Source organism: Rubripirellula amarantea (assembly GCF_007859865.1).
In the GTDB taxonomy this organism is placed as follows: domain Bacteria; phylum Planctomycetota; class Planctomycetia; order Pirellulales; family Pirellulaceae; genus Rubripirellula; species Rubripirellula amarantea.
This window is the reverse complement of the sequence record NZ_SJPI01000002.1, coordinates 40,750-67,321: the sequence shown is the minus strand read 5'-3', so window position 1 is coordinate 67,321 and position 26,572 is coordinate 40,750. Positions and strand designations below refer to the sequence as shown.

20 protein-coding genes and 1 tRNA gene are annotated in these 26,572 nt (G+C 53.9%); 2 read left to right on the top strand and 19 right to left on the bottom strand.

Going from position 1 to position 26,572, the window contains the following annotated elements; all coding sequences use genetic code 11:
* Positions 1-25: 25 nt before the first annotated feature.
* The 10 genes from Pla22_RS13955 to Pla22_RS13910 form a co-directional block, all read right to left on the bottom strand.
* The gene (locus tag Pla22_RS13955) at positions 26-904 is read right to left on the bottom strand and encodes a glycerophosphodiester phosphodiesterase family protein (protein WP_146515468.1); all 879 of its coding nucleotides are present in this window, start codon (positions 902-904) and stop codon (positions 26-28) included.
* On the bottom strand, positions 901-2,931 hold the full coding sequence (locus tag Pla22_RS13950; RefSeq protein WP_146515467.1) for a glycosyl hydrolase: 2,031 nt from the start codon (positions 2,929-2,931) through the stop codon (positions 901-903). The genes Pla22_RS13955 and Pla22_RS13950 overlap by 4 nt, the downstream gene beginning before the upstream one ends.
* Positions 2,932-3,169: 238 nt before the next feature.
* Positions 3,170-3,742 carry an NADPH-dependent FMN reductase gene (locus Pla22_RS13945; RefSeq protein WP_146515466.1) on the bottom strand — a complete coding sequence of 191 codons (573 nt, stop codon included), beginning with the start codon at positions 3,740-3,742 and terminating at the stop codon, positions 3,170-3,172.
* A 447-nt stretch (positions 3,743-4,189) separates the two neighbouring features.
* Positions 4,190-8,299 (bottom strand): M56 family metallopeptidase, encoded by a 4,110-nt coding sequence (locus tag Pla22_RS13940; protein WP_390620289.1) that lies wholly within the window; start codon positions 8,297-8,299, stop codon positions 4,190-4,192.
* Between the two features lie 4 nt (positions 8,300-8,303).
* Positions 8,304-8,705 carry a BlaI/MecI/CopY family transcriptional regulator gene (locus Pla22_RS13935; protein ID WP_146515464.1) on the bottom strand — a complete coding sequence of 134 codons (402 nt, stop codon included), beginning with the start codon at positions 8,703-8,705 and terminating at the stop codon, positions 8,304-8,306.
* 325 nt (positions 8,706-9,030) lie between these two features.
* Complete coding sequence (locus Pla22_RS13930; RefSeq protein ID WP_146515463.1) at positions 9,031-9,462, bottom strand: arsenate reductase ArsC; 432 nt, start codon at positions 9,460-9,462, stop codon at positions 9,031-9,033.
* Between the two features lie 38 nt (positions 9,463-9,500).
* Positions 9,501-11,276: an arsenical pump-driving ATPase gene (gene arsA / locus Pla22_RS13925; RefSeq protein WP_146515462.1), complete on the bottom strand. Its 1,776-nt coding sequence runs from the start codon at positions 11,274-11,276 to the stop codon at positions 9,501-9,503.
* A gap of 178 nt (positions 11,277-11,454) precedes the next feature.
* A complete protein-coding gene (gene arsD, locus Pla22_RS13920) occupies positions 11,455-11,829 on the bottom strand; it encodes an arsenite efflux transporter metallochaperone ArsD (protein ID WP_146515461.1) in 375 nt (124 codons plus the stop codon).
* A gap of 85 nt (positions 11,830-11,914) precedes the next feature.
* Positions 11,915-12,244, bottom strand: a complete 330-nt coding sequence (locus tag Pla22_RS13915; protein WP_207310385.1) for an ArsR/SmtB family transcription factor — start codon at positions 12,242-12,244, stop codon at positions 11,915-11,917.
* 117 nt (positions 12,245-12,361) lie between these two features.
* Positions 12,362-13,354, bottom strand: coding sequence for a TlpA disulfide reductase family protein (locus Pla22_RS13910; protein WP_146515460.1), 993 nt, complete (start codon positions 13,352-13,354; stop codon positions 12,362-12,364).
* A 281-nt stretch (positions 13,355-13,635) separates the two neighbouring features.
* On the opposite strand from Pla22_RS13910, the gene Pla22_RS13905 reads away from it, so the two are divergent.
* Positions 13,636-14,820 carry a glycoside hydrolase family 5 protein gene (locus tag Pla22_RS13905; protein WP_146515459.1) on the top strand — a complete coding sequence of 395 codons (1,185 nt, stop codon included), beginning with the start codon at positions 13,636-13,638 and terminating at the stop codon, positions 14,818-14,820.
* A gap of 105 nt (positions 14,821-14,925) precedes the next feature.
* On the opposite strand, the gene Pla22_RS13900 is transcribed toward Pla22_RS13905, so the two are convergent.
* The 4 genes from Pla22_RS13900 to Pla22_RS13885 all read right to left on the bottom strand — a co-directional run bounded on the left by Pla22_RS13900 (position 14,926) and on the right by Pla22_RS13885 (position 18,742).
* Positions 14,926-15,915 (bottom strand): NAD(P)H-quinone oxidoreductase, encoded by a 990-nt coding sequence (locus Pla22_RS13900; RefSeq protein WP_146515458.1) that lies wholly within the window; start codon positions 15,913-15,915, stop codon positions 14,926-14,928.
* Between the two features lie 181 nt (positions 15,916-16,096).
* Positions 16,097-16,240: a hypothetical protein gene (locus Pla22_RS25235; RefSeq protein WP_165440663.1), complete on the bottom strand. Its 144-nt coding sequence runs from the start codon at positions 16,238-16,240 to the stop codon at positions 16,097-16,099.
* Positions 16,241-16,436: 196 nt separating this feature from the next.
* Positions 16,437-17,681 (bottom strand): ACR3 family arsenite efflux transporter, encoded by a 1,245-nt coding sequence (gene arsB / locus Pla22_RS13890; protein ID WP_146515456.1) that lies wholly within the window; start codon positions 17,679-17,681, stop codon positions 16,437-16,439.
* An 830-nt stretch (positions 17,682-18,511) separates the two neighbouring features.
* Positions 18,512-18,742 carry a PEP-CTERM sorting domain-containing protein gene (locus Pla22_RS13885; RefSeq protein WP_146515455.1) on the bottom strand — a complete coding sequence of 77 codons (231 nt, stop codon included), beginning with the start codon at positions 18,740-18,742 and terminating at the stop codon, positions 18,512-18,514.
* 430 nt (positions 18,743-19,172) lie between these two features.
* On the opposite strand from Pla22_RS13885, the gene Pla22_RS26045 reads away from it, so the two are divergent.
* Positions 19,173-20,159: a hypothetical protein gene (locus Pla22_RS26045; RefSeq protein WP_242632060.1), complete on the top strand. Its 987-nt coding sequence runs from the start codon at positions 19,173-19,175 to the stop codon at positions 20,157-20,159.
* A 123-nt stretch (positions 20,160-20,282) separates the two neighbouring features.
* Here the strand turns inward: Pla22_RS26045 and Pla22_RS13875 are convergent, their stop codons facing one another.
* The 5 genes from Pla22_RS13875 to Pla22_RS13855 form a co-directional block, all read right to left on the bottom strand.
* On the bottom strand, positions 20,283-21,272 hold the full coding sequence (locus Pla22_RS13875) for a transposase (protein ID WP_146515454.1): 990 nt from the start codon (positions 21,270-21,272) through the stop codon (positions 20,283-20,285).
* Between the two features lie 618 nt (positions 21,273-21,890).
* Positions 21,891-21,964: transfer RNA gene (locus Pla22_RS13870), tRNA-Val, on the bottom strand.
* Between the two features lie 42 nt (positions 21,965-22,006).
* Positions 22,007-22,690: a rhombosortase gene (rrtA, locus tag Pla22_RS13865; RefSeq protein ID WP_165440662.1), complete on the bottom strand. Its 684-nt coding sequence runs from the start codon at positions 22,688-22,690 to the stop codon at positions 22,007-22,009.
* Positions 22,691-22,934: 244 nt separating this feature from the next.
* Entirely contained in the window at positions 22,935-25,082 is a 2,148-nt protein-coding gene (mprA, locus tag Pla22_RS13860) for an MprA protease, GlyGly-CTERM protein-sorting domain-containing form (protein WP_146515452.1), read from the bottom strand.
* 753 nt (positions 25,083-25,835) lie between these two features.
* On the bottom strand, positions 25,836-26,387 hold the full coding sequence (locus Pla22_RS13855) for a rhomboid family intramembrane serine protease (protein ID WP_242632059.1): 552 nt from the start codon (positions 26,385-26,387) through the stop codon (positions 25,836-25,838).
* Positions 26,388-26,572: the final 185 nt, after the last annotated feature.

Genomic DNA, 26,572 nt, shown 5'->3' with positions numbered 1-26,572 from the left:
ACATGCAAGTCGTACAATAGAGTCTTTACTCAACACCACGATCTCGCCAACCGTTTTGATTCAAAAACTTCAGCATTAAATCAGGCTTGCTGGTGTGGAACATGCGAACGCCTAATTGAGCGAGTTCCAACCATTGACTGGGCTCGCCGTCGCTGTGGGTTTCCACCAATACTGCATTCGCCACCGCCTCGCGTATCGCTGCCTTCTCGGTGCGAGAGACAATATCACCGGCCGCCAAATTCACTTGGATGGTTTTTGGTTGAAAGTCGCGGATGATCGCTCGCACTTGGGCTTCGCTTTTGACCTTGAACATCACTTCCACGCGTGGCGTTCCATTGTCAAAACACTGCTTGATGGTCGGTGCATCCTTGAATCCAGTTCTTAGAAAGACCTGATCCGCCATTTCAAGCCGTGAAATCAATCTGGCCAATTCGTCAAAGTGTTCGATGATCCCGGGCTTCAGATCAGGCTTGAACAGAATCTTCCCTTTTCCTGCGACCAGCAGATCTTCGAGCGTCGCCACCGATTGATCCGACAACGATCCATCTCGATATCGCTTCTTGAGCTTCTTTAACTCGTTCCACTTCATGTCCTTGGCCATGCCAGTGCCATTGGTCTCTCGATCAATGGTTTCGTCATGGATGATGACGAAAACACCATCGGCGGTACGCTGGATATCCGTCTCGAAAACGTCGTACCCTTGCTTGATTGCAACGGCGACATTGGCAACCGAGTTTTCCGGTGCTTGGTTTTGCTTGTCGTTGGCGTAGCCGCCGCGATGAGCAGCCACCATTACAAACTTGCTTTGATTGCCGCTAAGCCGATGATTGGTGCTTGGCGATTCCGCTTGCGCGAACGCAACTGAGACGAAACAACCAACGATGAATGAGACGAGAACTTTCATGCGGTTGAAACTCGACTGCCTTTTCGCTTTCGAATGTAGATGACGATCGCAAACATGCCGAGCAACGACACGGCTGCACCGCTTGGTTCTGGCACTGCCGTCACGCCGATAATTCCATCGCTGCTGAACTGAGCAAAATCCCACTGGGCATTCGTGAGAGCCGGAGCTTCGATGACTCCGAACGATCCGCTGAACGATCCGCTGAACGATGCAAAGTCTAACACATCGAATGAGTCACCAACGCTAGGCATGTAACCGCCCAGCAGTTGAATCTGCAGAATCGCACCTGGATCCACCACAAGCGGTCCGTTCAAAACAAGCCGATCGAATTCGGTGAACGACAACAATTCGATGCATAGCGTCGATCCGGCAGCAAAGTCAGCACTGCCGGCGGTCAACGTCCCTGGACTATTCCCCGGCGCAACAATGCCGCCGTTATTCGCGTCAATCATCGCCGCGATTTTCCCTGTCCCCCCAAGCGTTCCACCGTTGTTCACCAACACGTCGTTGCCACCAATTGAACCGTTGACGACCAAAGTCCCTTCATTGACCCTGGTGTACCCCACGTAAGTGTTGTCGCCATTGAGGATCATGTTGGCGACTCCTAGTTTGACGATACCGGGATTGTTACCCGCCAACACTCCGTCAACGGTAAGGTCATCGTTGGTGGTGAAAAAGGTCTGGTTGTAAATCGTACCGACGCCACTGAGCGTGACAGGACTATCGACCGTGACCCTTCCGGCGCGATATTGAATGTCGTACGGAAGTTCAAAGCTGTTCGCGTCCGCGGCATTGCCCAACTTCAAATGAGACCCTGAGTCCAATCGCAGTTGACCGGTTCCCTGAGCGTTCGTTCCGGAGCCTGAGATGGCCAACGTTCCGGTGTTACCCGCACCCCCGAGCAATCGAATCTCGCCGTCGTGGTAGAGATCAAGATTTCGCCAAGTGACCGTGTTGGTTCCGATCTTTTGAAGCGATGCTCCCTCTTCAACTCGCACGGATCCCCAACTGTGCATCCCCCAATCGCCCGTTCCACCCATGCTACTGGTTGCGGTGCTGCCGTCATGATTGGCCATCGCGTAGATCCGTCCGACAGCATTGTTGCCAAGGGTCGATCCGTCGTTAATTAGACTCCCGCCGCGAAGATACATCATGTCCAAACCGACGGGGCTACCACCAAAGTCACGCGAGTCACCGCTTAGCAACGTTTTGTTGTAATAGTCGCCAACCTGTGTGGGTCGCCAAAGACCGTAACCGTCTTTCGTCGCCAGTCGCGAATCGTCGTTATGGTTCCACCATCCGTATCGAGTCACATAGCTACGAGATTCCAAACCTGGGATCGCGGTTTGCAAGAACGTCGCGTTCCACTCCTGCATTTGTTCAGTCGTGTAATTGCCACCAAAGTCGAGTCCCGCAAACTCTGTCACCCAAACATTACGGCCATAGGTTGTGTGGTATTGATCGACCTTGTTGAGAAAGCTGTTGGCGGTTGCGGTAGGGTTGTTGATGTTCACGGTTCCGTACCAATGAAACGCGATTTCATCGACCACCAAATTCGGATCGGAATCAACCTCCGCCATAAAGTCCGCCAACCATTCTCGGCCCGACACCGTATCCGATACCGCGGGGCTGACTAATTTGATGCCCGTTCCTGCGAACCCGTTGCTGATGGTTGCCCATTGGCTTACCGCATTGGCGACCGTCATGTTGGCTTGGTCGCTGCGTTCAGGTTCATTGAAACCCAAGACGTAGTTGATGTTGCTGTAGTTCTTGATCGCATTGATCTTGGTCGACAAGTTTCCGCCGGCCCAGAACATCGGGACATATTCCCCGTTGTACGCATTTGGGCTGTCGTAATTCCAATCGTACGCCCAGCGTGAGTTGACTGAGTTCGCCAAGAATCCATCGCCAGCACCAATGCCGCGTTTTGTGTCTTGCGAAAATACGACCGGCGAGCAAACGAAAACGATTGCAGTTAAAGCAATCCAGCACCGCGTCGCTCGAATAACGTAAAGAATCGAGATCACCCTATAACCTTCGCTTGAGGAGAGACAAGACACCACTCCTGTTCGCTGATGCGAAAGCACTGGCGCAAATGCGATGGCCAGGATAACTCAAAACCGAGCCCGGTAAACAGTTGAATACCAGTGGCAAACCTGAAAAACTTGATTCTTCATTCCGCGGTGATGATCACCATAGAAATCAACGAGTTGCCCACAGATACAAACCGAGACACAAGCCAGCTTTCCCCACGACGGTCGACGTCTATCCATGCAGTTTGTTGGTGGTTTCGACAAGTTCCTTTGCGAGTCCGGCAACCTTCTCCGCCGTTCGAGCATCGACCAACGTTCCGGTGTCATCGAACACGTCCATCACCCGTGGCACCGCAATTTGATTGGCGATCACCGTGACGCCGATATTTCCCAGAATGGCACGGACATGCACTAGGCCTCGAAGTCCGCCCAGGGCACCGGGCGAAGCACTCATCAGAGCGGCAGTCTTCCCCGCGAACGCAGCCATCGGTGGGTCGCCGTCACGCGGTCGTGACACCCAATCAATCGTGTTTTTCAAAACACCCGTGATCGAACTGTTGTATTCCGGACACGCCAACAACAGCCCCTGATGCTCCTTCATCATCTCGTACAACTCGGTCGCGTGCGGCGGTTGGCCTTCCGATTCTTCAAGATCACCATCGTAAAGTGGCATTGGATAGTCACGAAGATCAACGTGAGTGACCTCACCACCGGCGCGTCGCGCATTCTCCACCGCTGCTCGCAAAAGCATCTTGTTATAGGAGCCAACCCGGGTACTTCCTGCAAATGCGATGATCCGTGACATAGTGCTTCCCTTGTAAATGTTTTAATAATTGACCTAAGTTGCCCAAGCGGTGCCGCTGAGAAGAATCGACTCAGCGCCAAACGACTCAGCGCTAAACGATTCAGCGCGAAACGAACCGAGTGCCAACCCGCGACTCATGAACTTCATCTCCAATGACGTTCATGAAAGTTTGCCCAGGCACACCATCGCCACAGTCACAACCTTCGCCCCATCGTTCCCTCGAAAAGTGTACGGTATCTCGTCGGACCTTCAAACGGAGGTGCCGCGACCGCCTTTTCGCACAACTTGTTCTCATAGATCAGGCGGGCGACAACAAGATTCGCCGAGCGACCAAAGCTCCACACCAGCCACATCGCAACGAGCAACGAGCATTCATCTAACGGAACCCTTCAACCCCCGTCACCGCATCGCAAAGCCAACTCTTTGCCCGCATCGCTGATCATGCGATCAAGATCGTTCGATGCTAGAAATCAAAGCGTTGATTTCTTTGTCCGTCATTCGCCGACGACCGACTTCAAGCATCCTTGAGAAGTGCTTGACACCTTCAAAACTAGATGGTGATCCGATATTCCCCATCGGCCCATTGCTATCGATAAGCCGCTTGCCGTTGGCATCAAAGATCACATGAAATGGGATACCGGGCCACGCTTGCTGCAACAGGCGATCGAAGATTTCCGGCTGGCTGGTGCGATCAGCATCGTCGAGCTTTAACATCACAAAATCCTGACTCAACGATTGCGAATGTTCGTCCAGCAATCGCGACAAGGTGTAGCACGGGGCACAGTATCGGCCACCAATTCGCACCCAGACTCGACGATCCGTTCGCTTCGCCAGAGCAAATGCCTGATCCCAAGCTTCTTGCACGTTCATGGTCGCCGGGGCATTCGCATTTAGAAATTTGTCCAAGTGCTTAACGCTATTTGCATCATTCACCACAAACGTTATGCGGTCGACTTCGGATCCGGCGAGGTTGTAAGCAATCACAGTCACAGCGCCATCGCTCGGCTTCTTGACGCTTAACTTGGACTCAAATTCAGCATCCCCGGTTCCCGTGTCGTACGTCATCGTCATGAAACGAGCCGCAATTGGCATTTTGCGCGCACGCGTCAGATAATCGCTGACGAATCGCTCGACCTCGTTCGAATTGTTTTGTACGACCAGCAACGAGTGATAGCCTCCCAGTTGGCCGTTTCGCAGCGTATTTTCCCAACGCTCGATGTTCGACGTTGTCGCTACGGATTTTTTTGCGTCGACACGTTCAAATTTCCAAGTCGCCCGTTTCCGCTGCTCACCTGGTTCCAAGTACGCGTCGCCCACCGGCCACTCTTGTCCCTCTGAGTAAAAAGAAATGGGCAGTCGAGTTGGCAAGCCTGAGAAGGTCACCTCACCTTTGTCATTTGTTTCACCTCGCTTGTTGAAAGCTAAGAACGACGATGGATAGTCGATGCGCCCCCTTGCACTGACTTTTTCAACCTCTTGGATGTCCTTCATCTGAATCCTCGCGGCCACGTTGCGATTTGCGATCACGTTTCCATCGACATCAACGAGAGTTGCCGTATACGATTGCGTAGGTCGCAATACGATCTCGATGGGGTCTGTCAGACTCTTCGTGATCACGTGTCCTGAATACTTTTGATCCTCGGTGATCGCTAGGATTCCTAACTTGCTGGCGACTGTCGAAAACGCGAATCGACCACCAGCATCTGTTTTGATCGTCTTTATGTCTCGTGCTTTTCCATCGAGCGATCCCATGGCAAGCGTACATTGCCTTCCTTGATAAAACGGATCTTCAAGGTCGCCCTTGGACATTACGACACCACCGACCACTTCGTGCCCCTCCACGATATCGCGATGAATCGTGATCGAATTATCGCCACCGCCGGTAACTTCGATGGTCCTAGTAGTCTGCCAGTCTGATTGCATCACAGCGACTTCAACCATTCCCTCAGGAAACAGAGCAGTGGCAACCCCGTCGTCTCCAGTGACCACTGCCAAATCGCGACTCGCCCGACCAGTCGTTTGTCGGTCATCTTTAACGAACTCGAACGAGTGGTCCGAGTGGAATCGTACGATCTCGTTGACGATTGGAAGCCGATTCGGTCCAGAGGTTAGTTTGACAGTTACTAGAACACCTTGTTGAAGTACCACCGTCGGTGAGTTCGCTTGATTGGTCGCCGAATCGAACAGTACGACGTCCGTGTGTCGACTTACCAAATCGGGCGAATCGACAAAGATCGAATACGTCGATCCTGGTAAAGAGTCAATCCAAAACTGGCCATCTCGATCGGTGAATGCCCGTTGCGATTCAATGCGAGATTCTTCGTCCCCCTGATAACTAAACGCATACACCGAGATTCCGGTCAAGCGAGCTTGGTCGATTGGCAACGGCCCTGGCGTGACTCTTCCCCTGACTCGTTCTCGTTTCGCTCGTGGCTTGACCGCCACCTGCAGCGTTTCGCTGACCCACTGACCTTTTTGCGAAAGTGACCATCGGTCACCTATGAGCTCCACATAGCTGTGCACTTCTGGCCAATCGGGATACCAACGGACGATGCCTTCGCCACTAGCGTTAGTCGTTAAGATCTGGTCATCAACGATGCCGAGATAGTTAAAGTACGGCTGCGGTGTGGCAATTTGCATTTGAAACCGAACCCCTTGGACCGGTTCGCCTTCCTCGTCGACTATGCGGACACGTTGTTCGCGGCAACGAAACATTTCGATGGTTTGGACCGCGGCGTCACGATCGCGGATTGGTTGCTGATGAAATTGATAGCCACCAATTAGCAGGTCATTGGTTGCAGCATTGACGGCGTTTTCTGATTCCCCGATTGTCCAAGCGGTCAATGTGCGTAATTGTTCTTCACCATACAGATCAATGTTCACCACGCCTCGCTCGTCTGTTTTCGCCTTTGCAATACGTGCATCACTGAGGATTGCTTTTACTTTGGCATTCGCAACGGGTGCACCTTCATGAGTCACATGAATCGATACCGAGCGATCGGGAGAGTGAAGTTCAAATCGCAACGGATTGACAGCAATTTGCCGGAGTTCGTGACGTCGATAGAACTGGGACGACAACAGATTGCCCTGCGAACACTGGATATTGATCCCTTGCCAGTTCGAACCGTTTGCCGGTACCCAAACTTCGAATGCGTTTCCGCGAATGGCCGGTTGAATATCAATACTTTCGCTACCAACCTTCAGCGCGACCTCAACCTCCGGTTCAGTCACGGGTTGGCCAAGCGAATCGACCACGTGGCCTCGCACGCGCATCCTTAGAGACGCGCCCGTTCCTTCAATCCAATCAAGGCCCTCCTTATCACCACCAAGCACCTCAAAGGATCGCTCCGCTGAATCCTCTTGCGCTCGCGCGACCAAACGAAGAGCCGACGTCATTCCGCTGACCGACATTACGACCACTAGCATTCCTATGGATGCCGAACGACTCAATGGAATGTGTGATCGTGTCTGGTCGAGTAACGATTGCAAGCGACACGCCAAGTCCTTTGGGCGAGCCATCGCTAATCCGACGCTACGCTGGGAACGCCGGTAATCTTTAGCGACGTCAAGCAGTACTTGCGCATAATCCGTCGCTGCGAAACCCGATTGCAGCACGTGATCGTCACAAGCCCGCTCGCGTTCCAAACGCAATCGAGATACCGCCAACCAAACGAGCGGATTGAACCAATAGCAAGCACGACCTACTTCAGCCAAGGACTGAATGAGTAGATCACGACGGAGAACATGGGCCAATTCGTGCAGCAGCACCGGTCGCAAACGTTCGGTAGGCCAATCCATCGCTGAATCTGGCAGCATGACGACCGGCCGGAACCAGCCAGCCGCACACGGCATCGCTAGGTCGGAGCAACGCAGCAAAGGAACCGGCCCCCGCACAGCCAAACTGCAGCAAATATGTTCGTGAAGTGACGTTACTTTTGGCCTACTCACTGCCACGCCACTGGCGATCCAACATCTTGTCCGCAAGCTCCGAAACAACCACGGGACGATCAAGGTGAAGGTCCCGAGTGCCCAAGCTCCCATCAACCAAGACATCCAAAGATTCGAATCAGTCGTTTCGCTTGAGACCACGGAGTTGAACTCTGCTGGCTCAGTCCAACCAGAACCAAAACCAGATCGACCGGGATCAGACGCCATCACTGAACTATCCCAACCAATTTGGTCTGCACGATGGTCGGACAAGTTCGATCGTGAAGGCGAACGGTTGACCGAAGTGTTAAGAGCTGAGGCTGTGTTCTTCAACCTCGGTTGATTGGGAACTTCTTGACCTGAAACCCCGATCGTTGAGTTTCCCTGCACGAAGGCCGTTTGGATTATCGAATCCGGGTGTGATCCTTCCTGGACTGGTAAAAGAGCGAGCTGAAACGTCGGAAGCAGGGCACTAAACCAAGGGAGCAACAAAACGCTCACAATTCCAAGCGTCCACATTCGGTGTCGGATTGCAGCAGATAGGCGTCCACAGAGACTTGCGAGTATCGCGACAACAAGCATCACTACAAACGACTTCAGGGCGACATCAACGAGGAATGATTGCCACATCATGCTAGGCTCCCTCTTCGCGAGCTTTGTCGATGGCTTGCTGCAGTTGAGCAAGTTCCTGGTCCGTTAGCTGAGACGATGATTCGTCCAGTAATGCGGCGAACATTTTGCTGACCGATCCATCGAAGAACGTCGACTTCAAATGAGCGATCGCATTTCGTCCAGCACTTTCACGCGATTTGGTCGCAGAATAGCGGTGACGTATTCCATCACGATGACGACGTAGATAGCCTTTGGATTCCAAAAGCCCCATCATTGTGCGAACCGAAGAATAGCTCGGCGGATCCTTCAGCAGCGACCGCACGTCCGACACCGAAGCGCAGCCAACGTGGTAAACCGCGTCCATAATTTGACGCTCGCGAGCACCCAGCTTGGGCGGCTCAACCTTTCGACTTTTCTTTGCCATCGACAACGGCCTCCTGTGTCAACACATTAACACATGCCAATGTATTAACACAGACAACCGGTTGTCAAGCAAATTGCGGTTCAACCGATCGAATCTTTCTACGTCACCGATCTTGCGCTGAGAACTCGCTCGGGGAAGCGATCGGGGCTGGGACTAGCACCCCATGAATCACACGTTTCCAAAGCGAAAACGGCACCGATTGCGAAGCGTTGTGTGGGTAATTGCTTGAGAACCGACCGAACGAGGGAAAGGGTGTTGCGCATTCGCTTTGGTCGGGTTGTTGTTGCGACGACGGACGCTGCGGGGTGCTGATGTCGCTGGCGACCTAGAGCAACAGGTCAGGTAGCTTTTCGACAACGAAGTGTTGAATCTCATCACGCACCCGTCGGTAGTGGTCGAGCGCTTCGTCCTCGCTAGCGGCATCCTTGGCGAGCTTCGGTGGATCGTCGAACCCAACGTGTACCACCTTCGCCTTGGTTAGAAACGTCGGGCAGTTTTCGTCAGCATGACCGCAAACGGTTACCACCAAGTCGAGCGCAATGTCCTCAAGTGAATCGGCAAGCTTCGACGCCTGGTCGGAAATATCGACTCCCGCCTCTTTCATCACGTGCGCGGCATTGGGATTCAATCCATGGGCTTCGATCCCGGCCGAGTAGGCCTCGATCGCTTCGTCATGTACGTGACGCGTCCAGCCTTCGGCCATCTGGCTACGACAGGAATTGCCGGTGCAGAGAAACAAAACCTTTTTCTTACTCATTCTTCTTCCATCAAGTTGTTGTCAAATGTAGAAAACAATTAGGACGTTAGCGACGAGTCCGTTCCGACTACGCGACGCAGTCCGGCAAGGCCCACCGGCGACTCTATCTGCCAAGGAATCAACGCAACGCGTTTCGCCAGCGATGATCGTACCTCATCGATAAATCGCAATTCGTGTTGCTGCCGATGACGCAGCGCCGAATCACTCACTTGCAACGGCACAAGACTTTGGTTGATGACCCAGGCAAACGGTTCGATTTGGGCTCGTCGCAAATCTTGCTGCAATTTGGCTGCTTCGTGAACCGGAGTTGCCTCGGGCAGGGTCACCACCAGCACTCGCGTGAACTCGGGGTCTCGCAAACGGGGCAATAAGTTTTCCACGGACTCTGACATCCCGCTTGATTGCCGTGTGACTTCGCGATGGTAGGCGAGTGCCGAATCAAGCAATAAGACCGTGTGCCCGGTTGGTGCCGTGTCCAACACGACGAAGCGATCCTCCCCTTCCGCTACCGCTCGGGCAAAGGCACGGAACACGGCGATTTCTTCGGTGCAAGGCGATCGCAGGTCTTCCTCGAGCAGAGCCCTTCCCGCTTCATCCAAACCAACGGCCGCAGTCCTCATCACTTCTTCAGAGTACTCAGCGGTTTCTCTTGCTGGATCGATACGCCCGACGCTCAGCCCCGCCAATTCCTCGGCGGCAATGGTGGCCGTGACATGAGCCGCCGGGTCGGTGGTGGAAAGGTGAACGTCGAATCCACGCTCAGCCAGGGCCACAGCGACCGCGGCCGCGACGGTCGTCTTGCCAACGCCACCTTTGCCCATGGCCAGGATCACGCCGTGCCCCACTGCCGCCAAGTCGTCGATCAACGACCCAAGCCCATCCGGGTACGAATCAGTCCAGGAAAGATCATCGTCTTCGCTTCCTTGAGTCACCGCTGGCTTGCCGACTTGCCGTAACGCGTCGATCCCCATCAAACCATTCCAGGTCCACGGAATGATCGTCCGGTCTAGCTGCCCAATTGCATCGGGAATCTGCGACAGGGCAACATCACCGCGCTGCTGCATCGCGGTTGCAATCGCATCGTCTTGCGATTCAGACTTAAAAACGCCGTTGACGATCAGGTGTTGATTGTTGACGCCAAGGCTTTGCAATTCAACGCTCGTGCGAGCAGCCTCGCGAAACGCCGCTGCATCGGCGCGAGTCACCAGCACTAACGTTGTCGCACCGGAATCCGCGAGGGCTTCCACCGTTTGTTGGTAGACCAACGCTTGAGCTTGAAGTCCCGCTAGCGGACCCAAACATGACGTCCCCGTCGTATTGTTTTCGATGTACCCCGACCATGCCGAAGGCAGTGTCAACAAACGCAGCGTATGTCCGGTCGGCGCGGTGTCAAAAATGACGTGATCGAACTCAGCGGTAGCACTAGGGTCGCCGAGCAACTTCGAAAACTCATCGAACGCCGCGATCTCAAGCGTGCAGGAACCCGAAAACTGTTCCTCCATGCTTTGCACCGCCGCGTCAGGCAACACGCCACGATACGGGCCCACCATTCGTTCGCGATACTCCGACGCGGCCGCTTCGGGGTCCAGGTTCATGGCGTACAAATGCGGGACTGATTCAACGGGCGTGGCGTCGCTGCTTAGCTTGGTGCCTAGCACCTCGTCTAAATTCGACGCGGGGTCAGTGGACACCAACAGCACTCGCAATCCACGGTCAGCCAACTGTACCGCCGTCGCGCACGCCATCGACGTTTTCCCAACACCGCCTTTTCCGGTAAAGAACAAGTTTCGTGTCGGAGCTTTCAAGAATTGCATCGCATGAGTCCATTGAAACGTAATCGAGTAGTTAAACGCGGTCTGTCGCGGCTAAGCTAGCCGCGACCGAGGCGATGGCCGTTACTGAATTGATGGCCTTAACGCCGCCAACATCCTGGACCGTCAAACTTTGTTGATCAGACTCAATCGACCGATTGAACCTGAGCGTCCCAGGGTTTTAGCAACACCCCGTGCTTCCACCGCAACAGCCCGAATTCGTGGCTGTTGGCAAGCTGACCTTTGGCTTGACTGAGGTTCCAGACCACAGGGCTAGGTTTTCGCGGGAAGGGTATTCGCTACGACTGACCACGCGACCGTCAACCAACACCAACGGGAGGCATTCGACACCTTCATCGGCGAGCATCTGCTGCACGACCGCGTTATTGGCGAACGCTGCGGGTTCTTGGGCCAGGTTGTAACGATTGACTTCGTGGCCTTGGCCTTTCAACCAATCCAGGTCTGCAGCAAACTTTGGCAACACCGGATCAACTTGTGGCCCACACACGCCCGTCGAGCAACACATCGCCTTGTCGTAAATTTCAATCTTTGTCATCGTTTTCCCTTGTTTAGAAACGAGCCTTCAATCCACCTATCGCCCATCGCCGATTCACGATAGCCGTATTCAAAAAAACGGACATTCACAGCCCCGCTACGAATGCCTTTAACTGTTCGAGCCGCTTGGGGTTAATGCAGTAGCATACCTTCGGCCCATCGACTTCCCCTTGAATTAACCCAGACTCCTTCAAGATCTTCAAGTGCTGGGAAACCGTCGATTGAGCTAACGGTAAGCAGTCCACGATCTCACCGCACACGCAGGCTTTGCGGCCAATCAACAGCCGAACAATCTGCACGCGAGCCGGATGAGCGATTGCCCAAGCCAGCTTTGCGAAATCTTCAGCCGTCGGATCCGCCTTCAGCTTCACCGGCGTCGTATCGCACTTCTTTTTGAGACCAATTTGCTTTGTCATTAACCCACCTATCGTCTATCTACGATTAACGATACCAGTAATTCTCGATTGAGTCAACAAGAAACAGCAAACTATCGCGTGACAACTCAGTTGCCCAAGCCAAAGCCAGACTGGTTGCTACTGAATATCTGCTGCCATCCGAGCAGCCTCGGTGCCAGGGTGGTCCTTGATAATTTTGCTCATCATCGCGGTAACGCGAGCCGGTTTGGCTCGACCTGACTCGATGATGCTTTGCGCCAGACGCCACAACTTTCGACCGGCAAGTTCCTTCGCGACCAGTCCGTCGTCAGCCAAACGGTTCAGTTCCGAGTCAACCACATCAGGCAACTCATACCCAGCGAAATGCTCATTCACTTCTTCGTACTTCTTAAAGGCCAACCAAGAATCATCCGCCGCGACGGCGGATTCGGCTTCGCTTAACGCGATGGCAATCTTATCGTCCACGTAGCTCTGCAGTCTTTCGGCCGCAGCTTTGACATCGGGTTTGCGATCGCGTCGAAATCGCGTCAAGCTTTTGGCGGCCGGCGCATAGTTGCCAAACTCGATTTGCCGCCATAAAGGAATCATCGTTGGCGGAATTCCAACGGGGTCAACATTCCAAGACGCGGTCTGAGCAGCGGCTTGCATCGCGGCTGGAATGTCGCCGCCACTCATTCGCCTCGAGTTTCCTTCCCCATCAATCAAGTAGGCTTGAAAGATGTTGTTCAAGCTAATGGTACCGACGCCCGCTTGCTTTTCTAACGAACGGTCTTGATCAATGATGACCGGAATCTTCAACCGATTGCGTTTGACATACTGAGCCACCTCGGCGGGTGAGGAACCTGAATTGACGGCGATCAACATCACGGGCTTCGTTTGATTCTGCATGACCGCCGCTTCGACCGCAGGCCAGTTTTCGCGACAGCGCGGGCAGCCCTCTTCAAAGAAATACAACACCACCGATTTGCCAGCCATCGCTTGTGTCGAGATTGGACCACTATTGATCCATGCGTTTGGGTTCTGCGGCAACACGATGGATTGGCCGAATGTGTCATCCGCGTTTGAAGCTGTCATTGCCGACAAGATCGTCAACAGGGCAAAGCCATGAGCCAACATGAGTCGCGACTTCATTAATCCATCCAGGTTTTAGGTTGAGTTCGGTTGCGTGAATCACGCGTTTTATACGTTCTTGCCTAGCGAATGAGGCGATCGTTCGACACGCGTATGATAGAGGATATGCGGCGTTGATTGATGTGGTGATGTGCCCATTTTGAACGGAGTCATCGACGAAATCGTAGCCTGGTTCGGACTCGCGATTCATCTGACAATGCGATTTGCCCGTTCCAAAATTTGACAACACACCTTCCGCGGCAATACGATCGGGGATTCGCTATCCCAAAATAAGGTGAACGATGAAGTACTTCCTTTTGGCGGCAATGCTCTGCGTTGCGAACGTGGCTCAGGCATCCGACCCGATGGACTATTGGGATCATCAACGTCGTGGGGCCAACGGAGACGGCGCCGATGCCACTGATGAGTGGTTTAACGATGCGTCACAACAAGGCATCGAGTTCATGCGATTGCAAGTCACGGAAATGACACCCGTGGGGCGAGATTTTTTGATCGGTGATGCGGACGATTGGAACGGAATTCCAGAACAGGACATGGACCGCTTGCGCAAAGTGCTCGATCGCGCCGCGAAACACGATGTCCAAATTGTGTTGTCGATGTTTAGCGTGCCCGGTTGCCGCACCCGACAAAAAAACGACGGCCAATTCGACTATCGCCTCTGGCATGATCAAAAGTATCAAGATCAAGCGATTGAGTTTTGGACCAAGCTAGCGACCGAACTGAAGGATCATCCAGCCATTGTGGGCTACAACATCCTGAACGAACCGGCGCCCGAACGCGAACATGAACACGAGCGACCGACGGCAGAATTTATGCAGTGGCGACAACAAATCGCTGGCACCGTCGCTGACCTGAACCACTTTTACCGCAACGCTGTGACCGCCATTCGCAGCGTCGATTCGAAGACCCCGATTGTTCTTGATTGCTGCTTCCACGCTCACCCGGAAGGAATGACTTCAATGGAACGGATCGACGCTCCGAACCTTTTGTATTCGTTTCACTTCTACGAGCCGTGGAACTACACCACATTTCGAATCAACCAAGGGCGATTTCACTATCCCGACCGAATGCCTGTCGGTTGGACTGGCGAGACAGTCCGATGGGAAAGGGATGAATTTGAGTCTCGGATGAATGCCGTGACCCGATGGGCGACCGAACACGACGTTCCCGCGAACCGAATCCTTGTTGGCGAAGTGGGCTGCAATCGAAGAGTCGGCGGCGCCCACCAGTACCTGAGCGACACCCTGGACGCTATCGAAAATCAGGGCTGGCATTGGGCCTTCTATTCGTTCCGTTCGGGTACCTGGGACGGCATGGATTACGAACTCGGTACGGAACCACTCGGCGAGGGTTATTGGGAAAGCCGCGAGGCAGGCCAATCGCACGATTCGTTGGTTCACCGCCATCCCAATCCCCTATGGAACATGCTGTCCGGTCGACTCAAAGCTTCCAATAGCAAGCAATGATGTGCAGTCTGGTGGTGAACTTACACCGTGGATTCTGACTCCGTGTCTGATACGCATGGGTTCACCAATCCGTAGCCCCGACGCACGTGCAGGCTTCAGATCGATTCACTGGGATTCGCTTTCGCCAAACACATGCAAAACGATCTTGCCGATGTGCTCGTTGCTCTCCAAGTACCGGTGAGCGTCAGCGGCCTGCGACAGATCAAACTCACGGTCCATGACCGGTGCAATTTCCCCCGCATCAAGAAGCGGCCAAACGTGCGTTAACAATTGATTGGCAATCTCGCTCTTTGCATTGTCTGACTGCGGGCGAAGCGTACTTCCCGTGATCGTCAAACGACGCATCATCAGCGACGCGAAGTTCAACTCGACCTTGGCTCCGCTCAAGAAAGCGATTTGAACGAGTCGACCATCCTCGGCCAACGCCTTCAAGTTTCTTGGAATGTAGTCACCGCCTACCATGTCGAGAATGACATCGGCACCTCCTTGCCCACGAACAATCTCAACAAAGTCCTGCTGCGTGTAGTCGATCGCTAAATCAGCTCCCAAGTCGCGGCAGGTTTGACGTTTGGCCTCGGTGCTGGCGGTCGCGAATACGGTCGCATGCATCGCCTTGGCTAGCTGGATCGCCGTGGTCCCAATTCCTCCGGCGCCACCGTGCACCAGAAACTTTTCTCCCTTTCGCAAACCACCTCGCATGAACACATTGGACCAAACCGTGAAGAACGTTTCCGGCAAGCATGCGGCCGACCTCATGCTCATCCCCTTCGGAATCGGCAGGCAATGAACTACTGGAGTCGCGGCATACTGGGCGTAACCACCACCGGGCAACAAAGCGCAAACGCGATCGCCCACTGACCACTGGGAAACGCCCTTGCCCACCTGCACCACCTCACCGGACGCTTCGAGCCCGGGCAAATCGCTCGCTTGTGGCGGTGGATCGTACATCCCAGCGCGCTGAAGTGCATCAGGACGATTCACCCCGGCATAGGCAATCCGCAACACCACTTCACCGTCACCCGCCTTGGGAACGGGACGCTCACGAACTTGCAATACGTTCGGGCCACCACTCTCGGTAATCTCCACCACACGCACCTGAACGTCTCCCTTGAATCACTTGCATCGCTAAAAGAAGGCCCCGGGGTTATCACTCAAACCGCGGGCACCATTCACAACTCATCAGTTTCCATTGTACAAGTGCAACAACCTAAGCAAGTTGCTCATCGGGACTGACGCTCAATCGCAGTGCGGGTTGATTGTCATGACGACCACCTCGTCAGCGGTACGCCTCATAGCGAAGTAGTTCCCCGGTCGATACGTCGCCGGTCAATACTTCACGGGTCAGTTGTTCATCAGTCAATACTTCGCCGGTCAATGGCTCGCCGCGACGGCTGTTTCCAAAGCTATCTTCGCCATGCAAAGTTGATAACAGCTTTCAAATTCGGGACACCTTCGGCACTCGTCCCATTGCTGAATGTCTGCCCTGGTATTCACGTGGGCACGCATCATCCCTGCGGGAGCATCGACGCGTACTGAGAAGACTTTTCCAGATTGCTCACCGATGCCGATTGAGTGAGGAAACATTGTCCCGAAGCACTCTTGGTGCTCGATTGCGTTCATGTGACAGGTTCCTTTTCAACCGAGACGGGAACGTCATCAACGCTGGAACCAGACGTTTCAGCGGGGAACCAATCCTTCGTCTTAAGACAAAACTTGACCAAACCCAGCATCAAGGGCACCTCGATCAACACGCCCACCACGGTTGCAAGAGCAGCGCCCGACGACAATCCGTACAACATCGTTGCTGTCGCGATTGCCACTTCGAAGTGATTCGATGCACCGATCATTGCCGTCGGTGCAGCAGACTCGTAGGTGAAACCCATCGCTTTGCTGACGCCGTAGCCAAGTGCAAAGATCACCAACGTCTGAATCGTCAACGGAATTGCGATCCACAGAATGGTCAACGGGTTTTCAACAATCGTTTCGCCTTTGAATGAAAACAGCAGGACCAAGGTTGCCAACAGCGCGGTGATCGTAACGGGTGTCAGGAAATGCAAGAACTTGTCGCGGAACCAGTCTTCGCCTTTGGTCGCGATTAGCCATTTGCGTGACAGGTAACCTGCAACCAAGGGCAACGCTACGTAGACACCGATCGACAACAGCAACGCTTGCCAAGGTACCGGAAGCTGGCCGACCCCAAGAAGGAACCCACCGAGGACACCGTACAAAACGAGCATCGTGAGCGAATTGATCGCGACCATCACCAACGTGTGTCCGTCGTTGCCTTTCGCCAAGAACCCCCAAACCAAAACCATCGCCGTGCAAGGAGCGATGCCGAGCAAGATGCACCCGGCCAAATAGCTCCGCCAAAGCGGGACCTGCAACATTTTCACGCCATCGATCAGCACCACTTCACCAGCCCCATAGGTCGCTCCGACTTCAAGGTTGCTACCCAACGGAGCCTTCACGTAGTCAACGGCATCCGGGCCAATGAAACCTAAAAACAACGTCCCCAGGAAAAAACTGGCGATTGCGTACATCGTGAACGGCTTGATCGCCCAGTTGATCAACAGCGTCAAACCCACGGGCCGAATCGACCGACCAGCTTTCACGACTTCGCCGAAGTCGATCTTGACCATGATCGGGTACATCATGAAGAACAGACAGATCGCGATCGGAATCGAAATCACCGGTGCGTCGTTCACGTAAATCGCCATGCCATCGAGCGACCTCGCAACTCCAGGAGCGACTTTGCCCAAGGCAATCCCCGCGACGATGCAAAGTCCTACCCAAACGGTCAGATAGCGCTCAAAAAAACCGATTCCAGGTTTGTCCATCGGGCACGTATCAGGGTAATTCATCTTCGCGTCTCTCCGTAATTAAAAACCAATCGCCTATCGCCGCTAAACGATAATACGAAACAAAAAAATGCGGTCCCAGCTCTGTCAAAAGCGTTTTGTTGTCACCCGATCTACAACCGAATGCTTTGCCCCCCAGCCTGACTGCAATCACCCGCGCAAGTTTGCCAAAACACTCGGTCGTCGAATCAGCCTTCAGCCGCACCGGAGTGGAGTGGAGTGGAATGGAACGACAGGGTTTAGTTGACCATTCCTTAACCACACCACCGTCCCTTTATCGTATATCTGCGATACACGATATCGCCAGCTCTGCAAACGGCTGATCACGGAAAAAGGCTCGCCCGCCATGGATCGCCTCCCATCGCAACCATTTTTTAAGGGCTCGGTGATCGCACTGAATTTAAAAATTCTGAGGCAGCGGATCTATGTATCCGACCGCAGAGCTCCTGGCACGAAATTCGCTTCACTGGGCAAGACGCCCCATCTTGCCAGCTTGATTGTCACGTATCACTTTTGTGAATTTCGTCGCGAGTGTTCATGACGAATGGCCCCTGACCGTCAGCTCCGACTTACTCCCTTCGCGGATTTGCAGATCCCAAACATTAAGTGGTGTGAAGATCACCGCAGGTCCTTTCGCGTCGAAAAACTCACCCGCAATCACGCGAGCGGTGCGTGCGTTATTGCGTTTGAAATGTTGAGAAATTCATTCAGCGACAAGCTTTGATAATTCGGCGCGGACTTCTTGGCGACTATTGCCGACGGTACACCTACTAAAAAAAGCCGTTGCCAGCTCGTGACAACGACGTTCTGTAGTTTCTCGGGAAGCGAACTTTCTAACGCTTTCGACGAACGATTAATCTGCCAATAGCCAGGGTAAGCAAGACAGCCACTGAACTTGGCTCTGGCACCGCAGTTACATTGGTGAGCGTGTAACCATCTAACGCGATCGTACGGATTCCGGGAGAGCCGAGTCCGAGTGCAGCGGCATTAGATGCCTGAATGGTACCCACCATCTGATCGACGCCGGCAATATTGCCGACAGACAATCCGGGGCCGTTGTTCAACGTAAAGTCGCTAAGTAGGTGAGTCGTTTGGGAAAGGTGTCGGACACCTTTGTTGACCGGACACCTTTGTTGACGTCGCAAAAAACGCCGCACAGCAATGACGCCTGCAGGGTTTCTGATGATGGGCGATACAGAATTCGAATCTGTGACCTCTACGGTGTGAAAAACGACCGTGATTTACGGCGTTTTCACTCGCCATCGTTTTGAGTCCGTGATTTACGAAGGAAACAACGTGTTCGATGTCACACGCAGCTTACCGCCTTGCAACGGTCACTGCAAGCAAATGCGTCATTCCGGAGTATTCGTGGCTGCGTTATTATGCCCCAGTGCCACAAATCCTGTTCACGTCTGCTTATGCGCCCTTCGTCTTGGCGCGCTTACCCTGACGTTACCCGACTTAGCGTTGACACTGTCTGATTGAATTGCCCTGATGAACGAATCCTGGAAGCTAACGTCAACTATCCGTAGCGGTGTACTACTTGTCGATGAATCATACGGCTTCGACCTCAGGAGTGAGATTGAAAACCACCCCAGGATTTTCATTAGTAAGCCGGAACGGATCGACCCGTCAGAGCAAGAATGGAATGGATGGTCCAATCCATCTTGGAAGTACACCGTTACGATCATCTTTGACGCAACATCAGAGAAGGAAGCGGAGCAAAGAGCGCGACGAAAACTCGAAGAGTTCACAGCGCGATTGTCGTTTCTTGGTTCAATCGCTGTTGAAATAGAAACGTACGGAGCGCTTACGAACGCCCCAGAAACTCCTGAGCCTGGTAAGCAGTACACGACAATTGTTGCCACAAACGGCGAAAGAAAGGCAATGGAAGACAACTGCGTAGTGACCATGGATCACGCCCAGGCACTAACCGATTTCTTGGTTCCCGATCAACTACTCACTGAAGGGACAGAGCGACTGCAAAGAAGTTTGAGATGGCTACAGAATAGCCATGTCGCAAGCGACCCGATTCACGAGTTCACATGCCTGATACTCGCGTTCGAGGCATTATCGCACCTTCTTCGTAAACCAGCGCCCCGACATTGGACATGCTCCAAATGCCATTCAGCTATGCACGAATGTCCTAAATGCGGTGGATCTACTGAATGGGTCGGAAGCGGTCAAGGATCGCTGCGTCACTTCGTTTGCGATGTTTTGAATTGGACCGTTAGCGATTGGAAAAAGGTGTGGAAACTAAGAAACACAATTTTGCATGGAGCGTTAGACTTGTCTTCTGATGACCAAGCCTTGGTTCATTCATACTTGATTCCACTCGAAGGAGCGGTTGTGAATGCCATTCGCAGCCTGCTAAACATCCCTGACGGATGGCCGCCAACGTCTTTACGCTCTCGCCTTTCCTTTTCTGACGCTACATTAACCTTCAAGTGGACAGCGTCAGAACAAGATAAAAGTGATTGATGATGGCAATATTTGCTCATCACAACGATTTAGTACAACCAGAGGCAAGCGACCACAAAAAAACGCCACACGATAGCCGTGTGGCGTCCTGGGCATTTCTGCAAGCGGGGAACCTTACCGGGGTCAGGTTAGGTTTTCGGTTTTCAGGCCTAAGTTGTACTCGATGTCTTCGATTGCTTTGCGAAACTGCTTTGAATTTTCTATCCTGACTTTTGCTCGTCGAACGAGGTTGGACGCGCTGTCGGGGTGCGCCAAACCGAATCGCCTAGAGAGACTAGCGATCGTTTCGCCGGTCCAGCGTCGACACAAGAGAGCCGCAAGTTCTCGCCCGGGAGCCAGACTACGAAAGCCAACATACTCTTGTGGTGATACATCGTAATAAAACGCCGTTTCCTCGATGATCTGCTCTGCCGTGACTGCCTTGAGCCGACGCGTGGTCCGCTGCCGCTTCTGGTCATCGTCGGACTGGGCAAGTGCGATTGCTTTTTTCAAGAACGACTCACTACCGAGCACCCACCCGCCAAGCGCACTCGCAAGCGGATTCTCGGCAGTGTTTCGTCCGGCCTTAACATACTGGCGATACGCTGCAGCTGGATCTTTTCCACCATTTTGGGCAAGCCAGTAGGTGTGGAGCTCATCATACTGAACCCAATCAACTTGCGATGTTTTACGAGCGTAGCCGGGATAGCTGCTATGCGTCCACTGCGCGAGATCCTGGGCCAGAGGTCGCGTGCCATTGCAGGGGTTCAGGTGAATGTACCGACTGAGCGACCAGAGATATCCGGCGTCTTCGACCAAGAACGATTTGTAGCGGCCTTGAAACAAGTGCCCCACACGCTGATTTCGTTTGGAATACCAATTCGCATAACCAGACAACCAGTGCTGCATGCCGCTAGCAAGATTTGGTTCGGGCGTCTGAACCAGCAAGTGGATATGGTTTGGCATCCAACAGTACGAAAGCACTTTCCACCCACTGCGTGTGACTTCATCCTTGAGCCCGCGAGTGAGTCGATCATAGTGACCATCATCGTGGAAAATCTGGCGGCGGCCATCGCCACGAGTCACAACATGGTAGATCGCACCAGGAAACTGAACGCGAAGTTGTCTCGCCATGGCAGGTACTCACAAACGGGTTTACCGAGAAGCAATGCCCACCAGTCTAACACGACGAAAACCGAAAACCTAGCCTGACCCCCGCGAAGCGTTTTTCCGGTGGCCGCCGAGCATGTCCGATGTTTCCCGAACTTCGTCCATATCTTGAGGATTTGGACGCACTTGCCGAGAAGGGCGACGAATTCGTTGTCCCGCGATGCGGCAAATCATCGAACCTGCGAACCATGTTCATTGCGATTATCGAACGGGCTGGCCACGAGGCATGGCCAAAGCTGTTTCAGAATCTTCGGGCCTCCCGCGAGACCGAGCTCCTGGCACTCTATCCCGCAAAGGATGTTTCGAGCTGGCTCGGTAATAGTGTTCCCGTCGCGATGAAGCACTACGCGATGGCACGCAAGGAAGTCTTCGAGGACGCCGCGCTCAAACCGTCAGGTGCGATGCCCGAAAACGCAGATGAAAAAAGCGAAGCAGAATCCGAAGCAGATGCGAAGCAAAATGCTAAGCAGACCGTAGCGACCGCGAATGGACGGCAAGAGCACGTCCAAAAGAAAAGCCCGCCAAACGCGGGCTCATTTCCACTTCCGCCCCCTTTGCTCCACTCGGAGCAAAGCGGCGGGATGGGCGATACAGAATTCGAATCTGTGACCTCTACGGTGTGAACGTAGCGCTCTAACCAGCTGAGCTAATCGCCCGAGTTGCTTCCCGGTTGGGACTCTCTTGGGATGGGCTCTAGGTTAACGATTCGTGATGGGGCCGACAATTGGGGAATTGATGGGTGTGCGCGTACGGTGATGAGCACGCGATCGCGAAGGTCGTGAGTCCGAAGCGAGGGCATGGCGGGTGGGTGAACGGTGGATGCACGACAGGGCAAAACTGATTGCGCCGGTGAACGCGCCGGCTAGGTGGGATTGAACCAGCGGTGTGAAGGTGTCGCTTTCCACAAACAGCGTGCCGCCGGTTTGAAGTTCGTAGATGAGTTTGCCCAGTAGCGCGATGACCGCCATTGCGGATACAGCACACATCGTTCGATTGCCACCACGGAAGGCGTCGCGAGCTTGGTCGAGAATGAACCAAACAAATAGGCCGGTGTCGATTCCCGACAAGCCTCGATAGGTTTCGATCGTCGGGCAAAACACAGCGATCGCGGCTGAGATGCCCAGTAGGCTGACCAACATGGTAATGAGGTAGTGTTTGCGATGACGATGTTCGCAGGCTGCCGACAACACGGCGAACATGATCAGGTCCCAAAACAGATGGCTGAATCCGTGATGAGTAAAGTGACCAGTGATCAGCCGCCACCATTGACCGTCGGCGACGAGAGCAAAGTCGAGCTGCAAGGCGGGCGCGAGAGCCGGGATGCCTGCGGTGATGATCGACAGCAGGACAATGAAGATCGTGACCGGATAACGACGAAACATGGTAATCGTGTTCAGTAAAGTTAGAGTGAAACAAATACTTGGCTCGGCACCGTTCGATTCCGTCGGTACTTCATCATCTTTTTGCATCCTGCGGTAACCTGCTGTAAGTCCCTGCACCCTGAAGTAACTTCCTGCACGCTGCAGTAACTTCCTGCACGCTCTTGCACCCTCCCGCTGCTTGCGGGAAGGGTGATGCGAGGCAGTGCCAAGCATGCGGGTTGAGTGACGCTCAACGGGTCGCTGGCTAAGCCAACTTCTTGCGACGTCGTGCGAGTGCAGCAGCGCCGGCGGTCGTTAGGGCGATCGTGGCAGTGATAGGATCAATGGCACCGCCGCCTCCTCCGCCACCGCCACGATTGGGTGAAAAGTCGAAGTCGACGCTGCGGGGTGCATTGGGAGAAGACGACTGCGGTGCCGCGTTGGACGACGTTTGATCAGGCGATACCGAACTGGTGTCTGTGCCTGCGTTCCCGAGTGCTTTGTTGGGTTGGGGTGCGGATGTGAGTTGGTATTGGTTCCTTTCTCTTAACGAAGCGAGTTTCCTATCGAGTTGTTCGCGTGAAGCTCGATCTCGAGTGATCCGCGTGGCGTTTCTTTGTTCGATTTTCCAACGCTTGTACTCACGGTCGTTCTCGAGAACCAGCATCGAAGCGTAGGGAGAGACAATGGAATAGCCTTCGCACAAACGGACGATCTCGGCTTGGTGGTTGGCTTTCGTTTCACGTTCTTGGCCAAGCAATCGAGACACCCGCCGCAGTGCCCAGATGCGTTCGATAGGAGAATGGCCTTCGTCCTTTGTGGGCAATTCGATGTTCACGGTTTGTTCCCATGGGCTGCCTTGAATCTCGCCTCGCAACGTGACCTCCACGGGCCCGCCATCGGCGTAGCGTCCGAGCAAACGAAGTGGTGTTCCGTAGAAAAGGTTACCCAAATTCGCGGGCTCGACTTCGGTGATCTTATCGCCAGCAAATGACACTGACAGGTTACCAATGGCGGGACGAATCAGCTTTTGACGCATCAGGTGAGCTTGCCGTGCGAAGGAGTCTTCGGTGGAAACGAACGAGGCCAGCCCACCCGCCTTCGTCGCCATTTGCTGCAGCAGCGGTCGGTTCACTTCGTTGCCCACGCCCACACAGAACACTCGCACTGCGTCGGGACGCGAGCTTATCAAGTTCAATAATTCACTCTGCTCGCCTGCCTCCGTCATTCCATCACTCAGCAGCACCACGTTCAAAGGTCGATCCGAATCGCGGTATCCATACGCGGCTCGCAGCGCCGGACCGAGAACCGTGCCACCGCGAGCACGCTGGGATGCAAAGAACTCCGCTGCCTCGTTTAGGTTTTCCGGAGTGGCAAAACGCGATTCCTGGAACAGCGGGGTCGGTGCCAAGTTGAAGGCCAGGCACTCGAAGCGGTCTTCGGGGGCGAGTGATTCGATGAACGCAACGATGCTGCGGCGACTGATCGCAAGTTTTTCGTCGTACGCCATGGATCCCGAGATATCGAGCAAGAACACATAGTCCATCGGCTCGCTGGTGTCGCTGAGATCTTCGCCGGGAGTGACGGTCATCATAAAGTACCCGTCTTCGCCCTGCGGCCGCGAGGTAACAACATCGACTCCGGTTCGAGGTCGCTTGGTCTGGAACGCCATCACCACGTCGCGAGAAAGGTCTCCTTCGCCAAGTTCCAGTGATGCTTGAGCGTAGTCTTGGGTGTGGTTAACGACCACGAAGTCGTCGGCGTGCGATTCGCTGGTGAGTTCTTTGATCGGTACTTCGCTGAGCACTTCAACGTTGATCGAGAAACGACCTTGAACTTTTGTGTCGATCGGACGGCCTGCGGTGGCGGTCGCCAACGGATAGATGTATGTCGCCCAGTCGTGGTCGAGATTGAGTTCTTGGTAGTACTCAATGCGGACTCGTTGTTCGGCGCCGGCCGCAATGGGGAAGATCCGCATTTCGAATTGTTTGTAGTCGACCTGTTCGAGTAGCCCGGGATCGCGACGCACTTTCTTGTACGAATCATAGATTTCGCGGGCGCGGGCTTTCTCGACAACTTCGCCGATCATTTCTTTGCCCTCGATCCACATGCTGAAGTTGGAAACGCTGGCACCCGAGGGTACTGGGAACGTATACAAAGCTTCGACGATGCGGTCTTCGGTGTTAACGAACGTTTGATCCACTTGCGTCACAGCGATTTGATTATTGATGGTCACTCGAACGTCTTGGTTCTTGATTTCCAAGACGCCGCCGAACCCACCGTCGGCAACGAGTAGCCCCGCCCCTTCGGCGCTGTTGGGTCGGGCGACCGATGATGATGCCAGTGCAATGAACGCAACGAGCGTGAGGGGAACGAGTGAGTGTCGCGACGAGCTTAAACGCAAGAATCGCATGGCTGGGTCTCCGCAGGGGTGAAGAAAGCAACCTGTGGTGACATCATCACAGTGATGAAGGTCGGGTCGCTTTGATCACAGAGCCCACGCCGCGAATAACTTGCGCGCTGATTGCTGCGTGCTGATTGCTGTGCGGCGACTAATGCGCTGCGACTACTGTGCGATCGGTGTGGAAGGATGATTGCCGACTAGGTGCAGTCCGCTAGCGGTTGATCAAGTAACACACCTCGAATCACTGAGCCAATTGGCGTGACCGGTGTAACCGAAAGAATGCTTACCACGGATGGGTGTTCTTGTCCGTCAAATCCGCTTTCGAACCAGAATGGTTCGTCAACTTGCGATGTAAGCCAGTAGAGTTTCGCAACAGCGCACCCAGCTTCGCAAAATGCCCCCTGTCGTCGAAGCTGGTAGATTGAAGGGGAGGGATGAATCGGCTTTGTGCCCCAATGCCGATCGCATCCCTCCCTCATCAATTTGCCTCTGCCCACGCCGAGTTTCAATCATCCCCCTCGGCCCTTAAAACATCGGACCCTTAAACTTGATGTGCTCAAAATTAGCATCAGGTTGAAACTGACTTTTTATTCAAGCAAGTCACACGTCCAACAATCGGCAGAATGGGATCGCAATTTAGCGCATCGATTTCAACGTCCGCGTTTTGCCTCCGCATGGTGACCCAACAGTCACCCCACCGATCGGGTGCCATCTTATCGACACTGTTAGCTTCAACGTGACGAACCATTCGTTACCAGGCGACTAGAAGAACGATCGCGTCTTTTCGGTGGTAACGTAACCAACAACCAGACCGGCCACCGCACCGCACAAATGCCCTTCCCAAGAAACCGGAGAAGTGAAGACGGGAACGACGCCGCTGAGAAGTGTTCCACCAAAGAGGAAGCCAACGAGCACGGCGATGCCGAGTGAGACCATTTGCTTTTCGCGAAAGCCAACGGTGATCAGATAGGCGATCAAACCAAAGACAAGTCCGCTGGCGCCAACGTGGCTGGCGTTTCGTCCCACGATCCATAACAACGATCCGCCACCAAGTGTGATGGCGATGATCACCGGCCACGGACGATGGCGAGATGAGATCGTCAGCATCAACAAGATCACCAAGGGAATGGTGTTCGAAATCAGATGCCCGAATCCACCATGCAGAAATGGCGAAAGAGGAATCCCGATCAACCCCGTCAACGTTCGCGGGATGAGCCCCCAGGTGTTCAAGTCAGCGGGGATGATTGCATCGACGATGCGAACCAACCACATCGCCAGCACCACCAGGAAAACGGAATACGCGGATTTTGACATAGTGAACATCGTAAAGAGGTTACTGCGGGCGAAGGGCCGGAAAACTCATCGTCCTTAGATCGGTTTCGTTCCGTGCACTTTCATTGGCACAAGAAGCGTCGAACAAGGGCGGACGAAACGCAACATTTCGTCACGGTTGAATCGAAGTGCTGCGTTGGGACAAGGTCAACAAGTCCGAGTCATTG

What these genes read in the sequence shown, in the direction of transcription:
- Pla22_RS13955 (WP_146515468.1), bottom strand. Translation starts at nt 904, where the DNA reads ATGAAAGTTCTCGTCTCATTCATCGTTGGTTGTTTCGTCTCAGTTGCG.
- Pla22_RS13945 (WP_146515466.1), bottom strand. Translation starts at nt 3,742, where the DNA reads ATGTCACGGATCATCGCATTTGCAGGAAGTACCCGGGTTGGCTCCTAT.
- Pla22_RS13940 (WP_390620289.1), bottom strand. Translation starts at nt 8,299, where the DNA reads ATGTGGCAATCATTCCTCGTTGATGTCGCCCTGAAGTCGTTTGTAGTG.
- Pla22_RS13935 (WP_146515464.1), bottom strand. Translation starts at nt 8,705, where the DNA reads ATGGCAAAGAAAAGTCGAAAGGTTGAGCCGCCCAAGCTGGGTGCTCGC.
- Pla22_RS13930 (WP_146515463.1), bottom strand. Translation starts at nt 9,462, where the DNA reads ATGAGTAAGAAAAAGGTTTTGTTTCTCTGCACCGGCAATTCCTGTCGT.
- arsA (WP_146515462.1), bottom strand. Translation starts at nt 11,276, where the DNA reads ATGCAATTCTTGAAAGCTCCGACACGAAACTTGTTCTTTACCGGAAAA.
- arsD (WP_146515461.1), bottom strand. Translation starts at nt 11,829, where the DNA reads ATGACAAAGATTGAAATTTACGACAAGGCGATGTGTTGCTCGACGGGC.
- Pla22_RS13915 (WP_207310385.1), bottom strand. Translation starts at nt 12,244, where the DNA reads ATGACAAAGCAAATTGGTCTCAAAAAGAAGTGCGATACGACGCCGGTG.
- Pla22_RS13910 (WP_146515460.1), bottom strand. Translation starts at nt 13,354, where the DNA reads ATGAAGTCGCGACTCATGTTGGCTCATGGCTTTGCCCTGTTGACGATC.
- Pla22_RS13905 (WP_146515459.1), top strand. Translation starts at nt 13,636, where the DNA reads ATGAAGTACTTCCTTTTGGCGGCAATGCTCTGCGTTGCGAACGTGGCT.
- arsB (WP_146515456.1), bottom strand. Translation starts at nt 17,681, where the DNA reads ATGAATTACCCTGATACGTGCCCGATGGACAAACCTGGAATCGGTTTT.
- Pla22_RS26045 (WP_242632060.1), top strand. Translation starts at nt 19,173, where the DNA reads ATGAACGAATCCTGGAAGCTAACGTCAACTATCCGTAGCGGTGTACTA.
- Pla22_RS13875 (WP_146515454.1), bottom strand. Translation starts at nt 21,272, where the DNA reads ATGGCGAGACAACTTCGCGTTCAGTTTCCTGGTGCGATCTACCATGTT.
- rrtA (WP_165440662.1), bottom strand. Translation starts at nt 22,690, where the DNA reads ATGTTTCGTCGTTATCCGGTCACGATCTTCATTGTCCTGCTGTCGATC.
- mprA (WP_146515452.1), bottom strand. Translation starts at nt 25,082, where the DNA reads ATGCGATTCTTGCGTTTAAGCTCGTCGCGACACTCACTCGTTCCCCTC.
- Pla22_RS13855 (WP_242632059.1), bottom strand. Translation starts at nt 26,387, where the DNA reads ATGTCAAAATCCGCGTATTCCGTTTTCCTGGTGGTGCTGGCGATGTGG.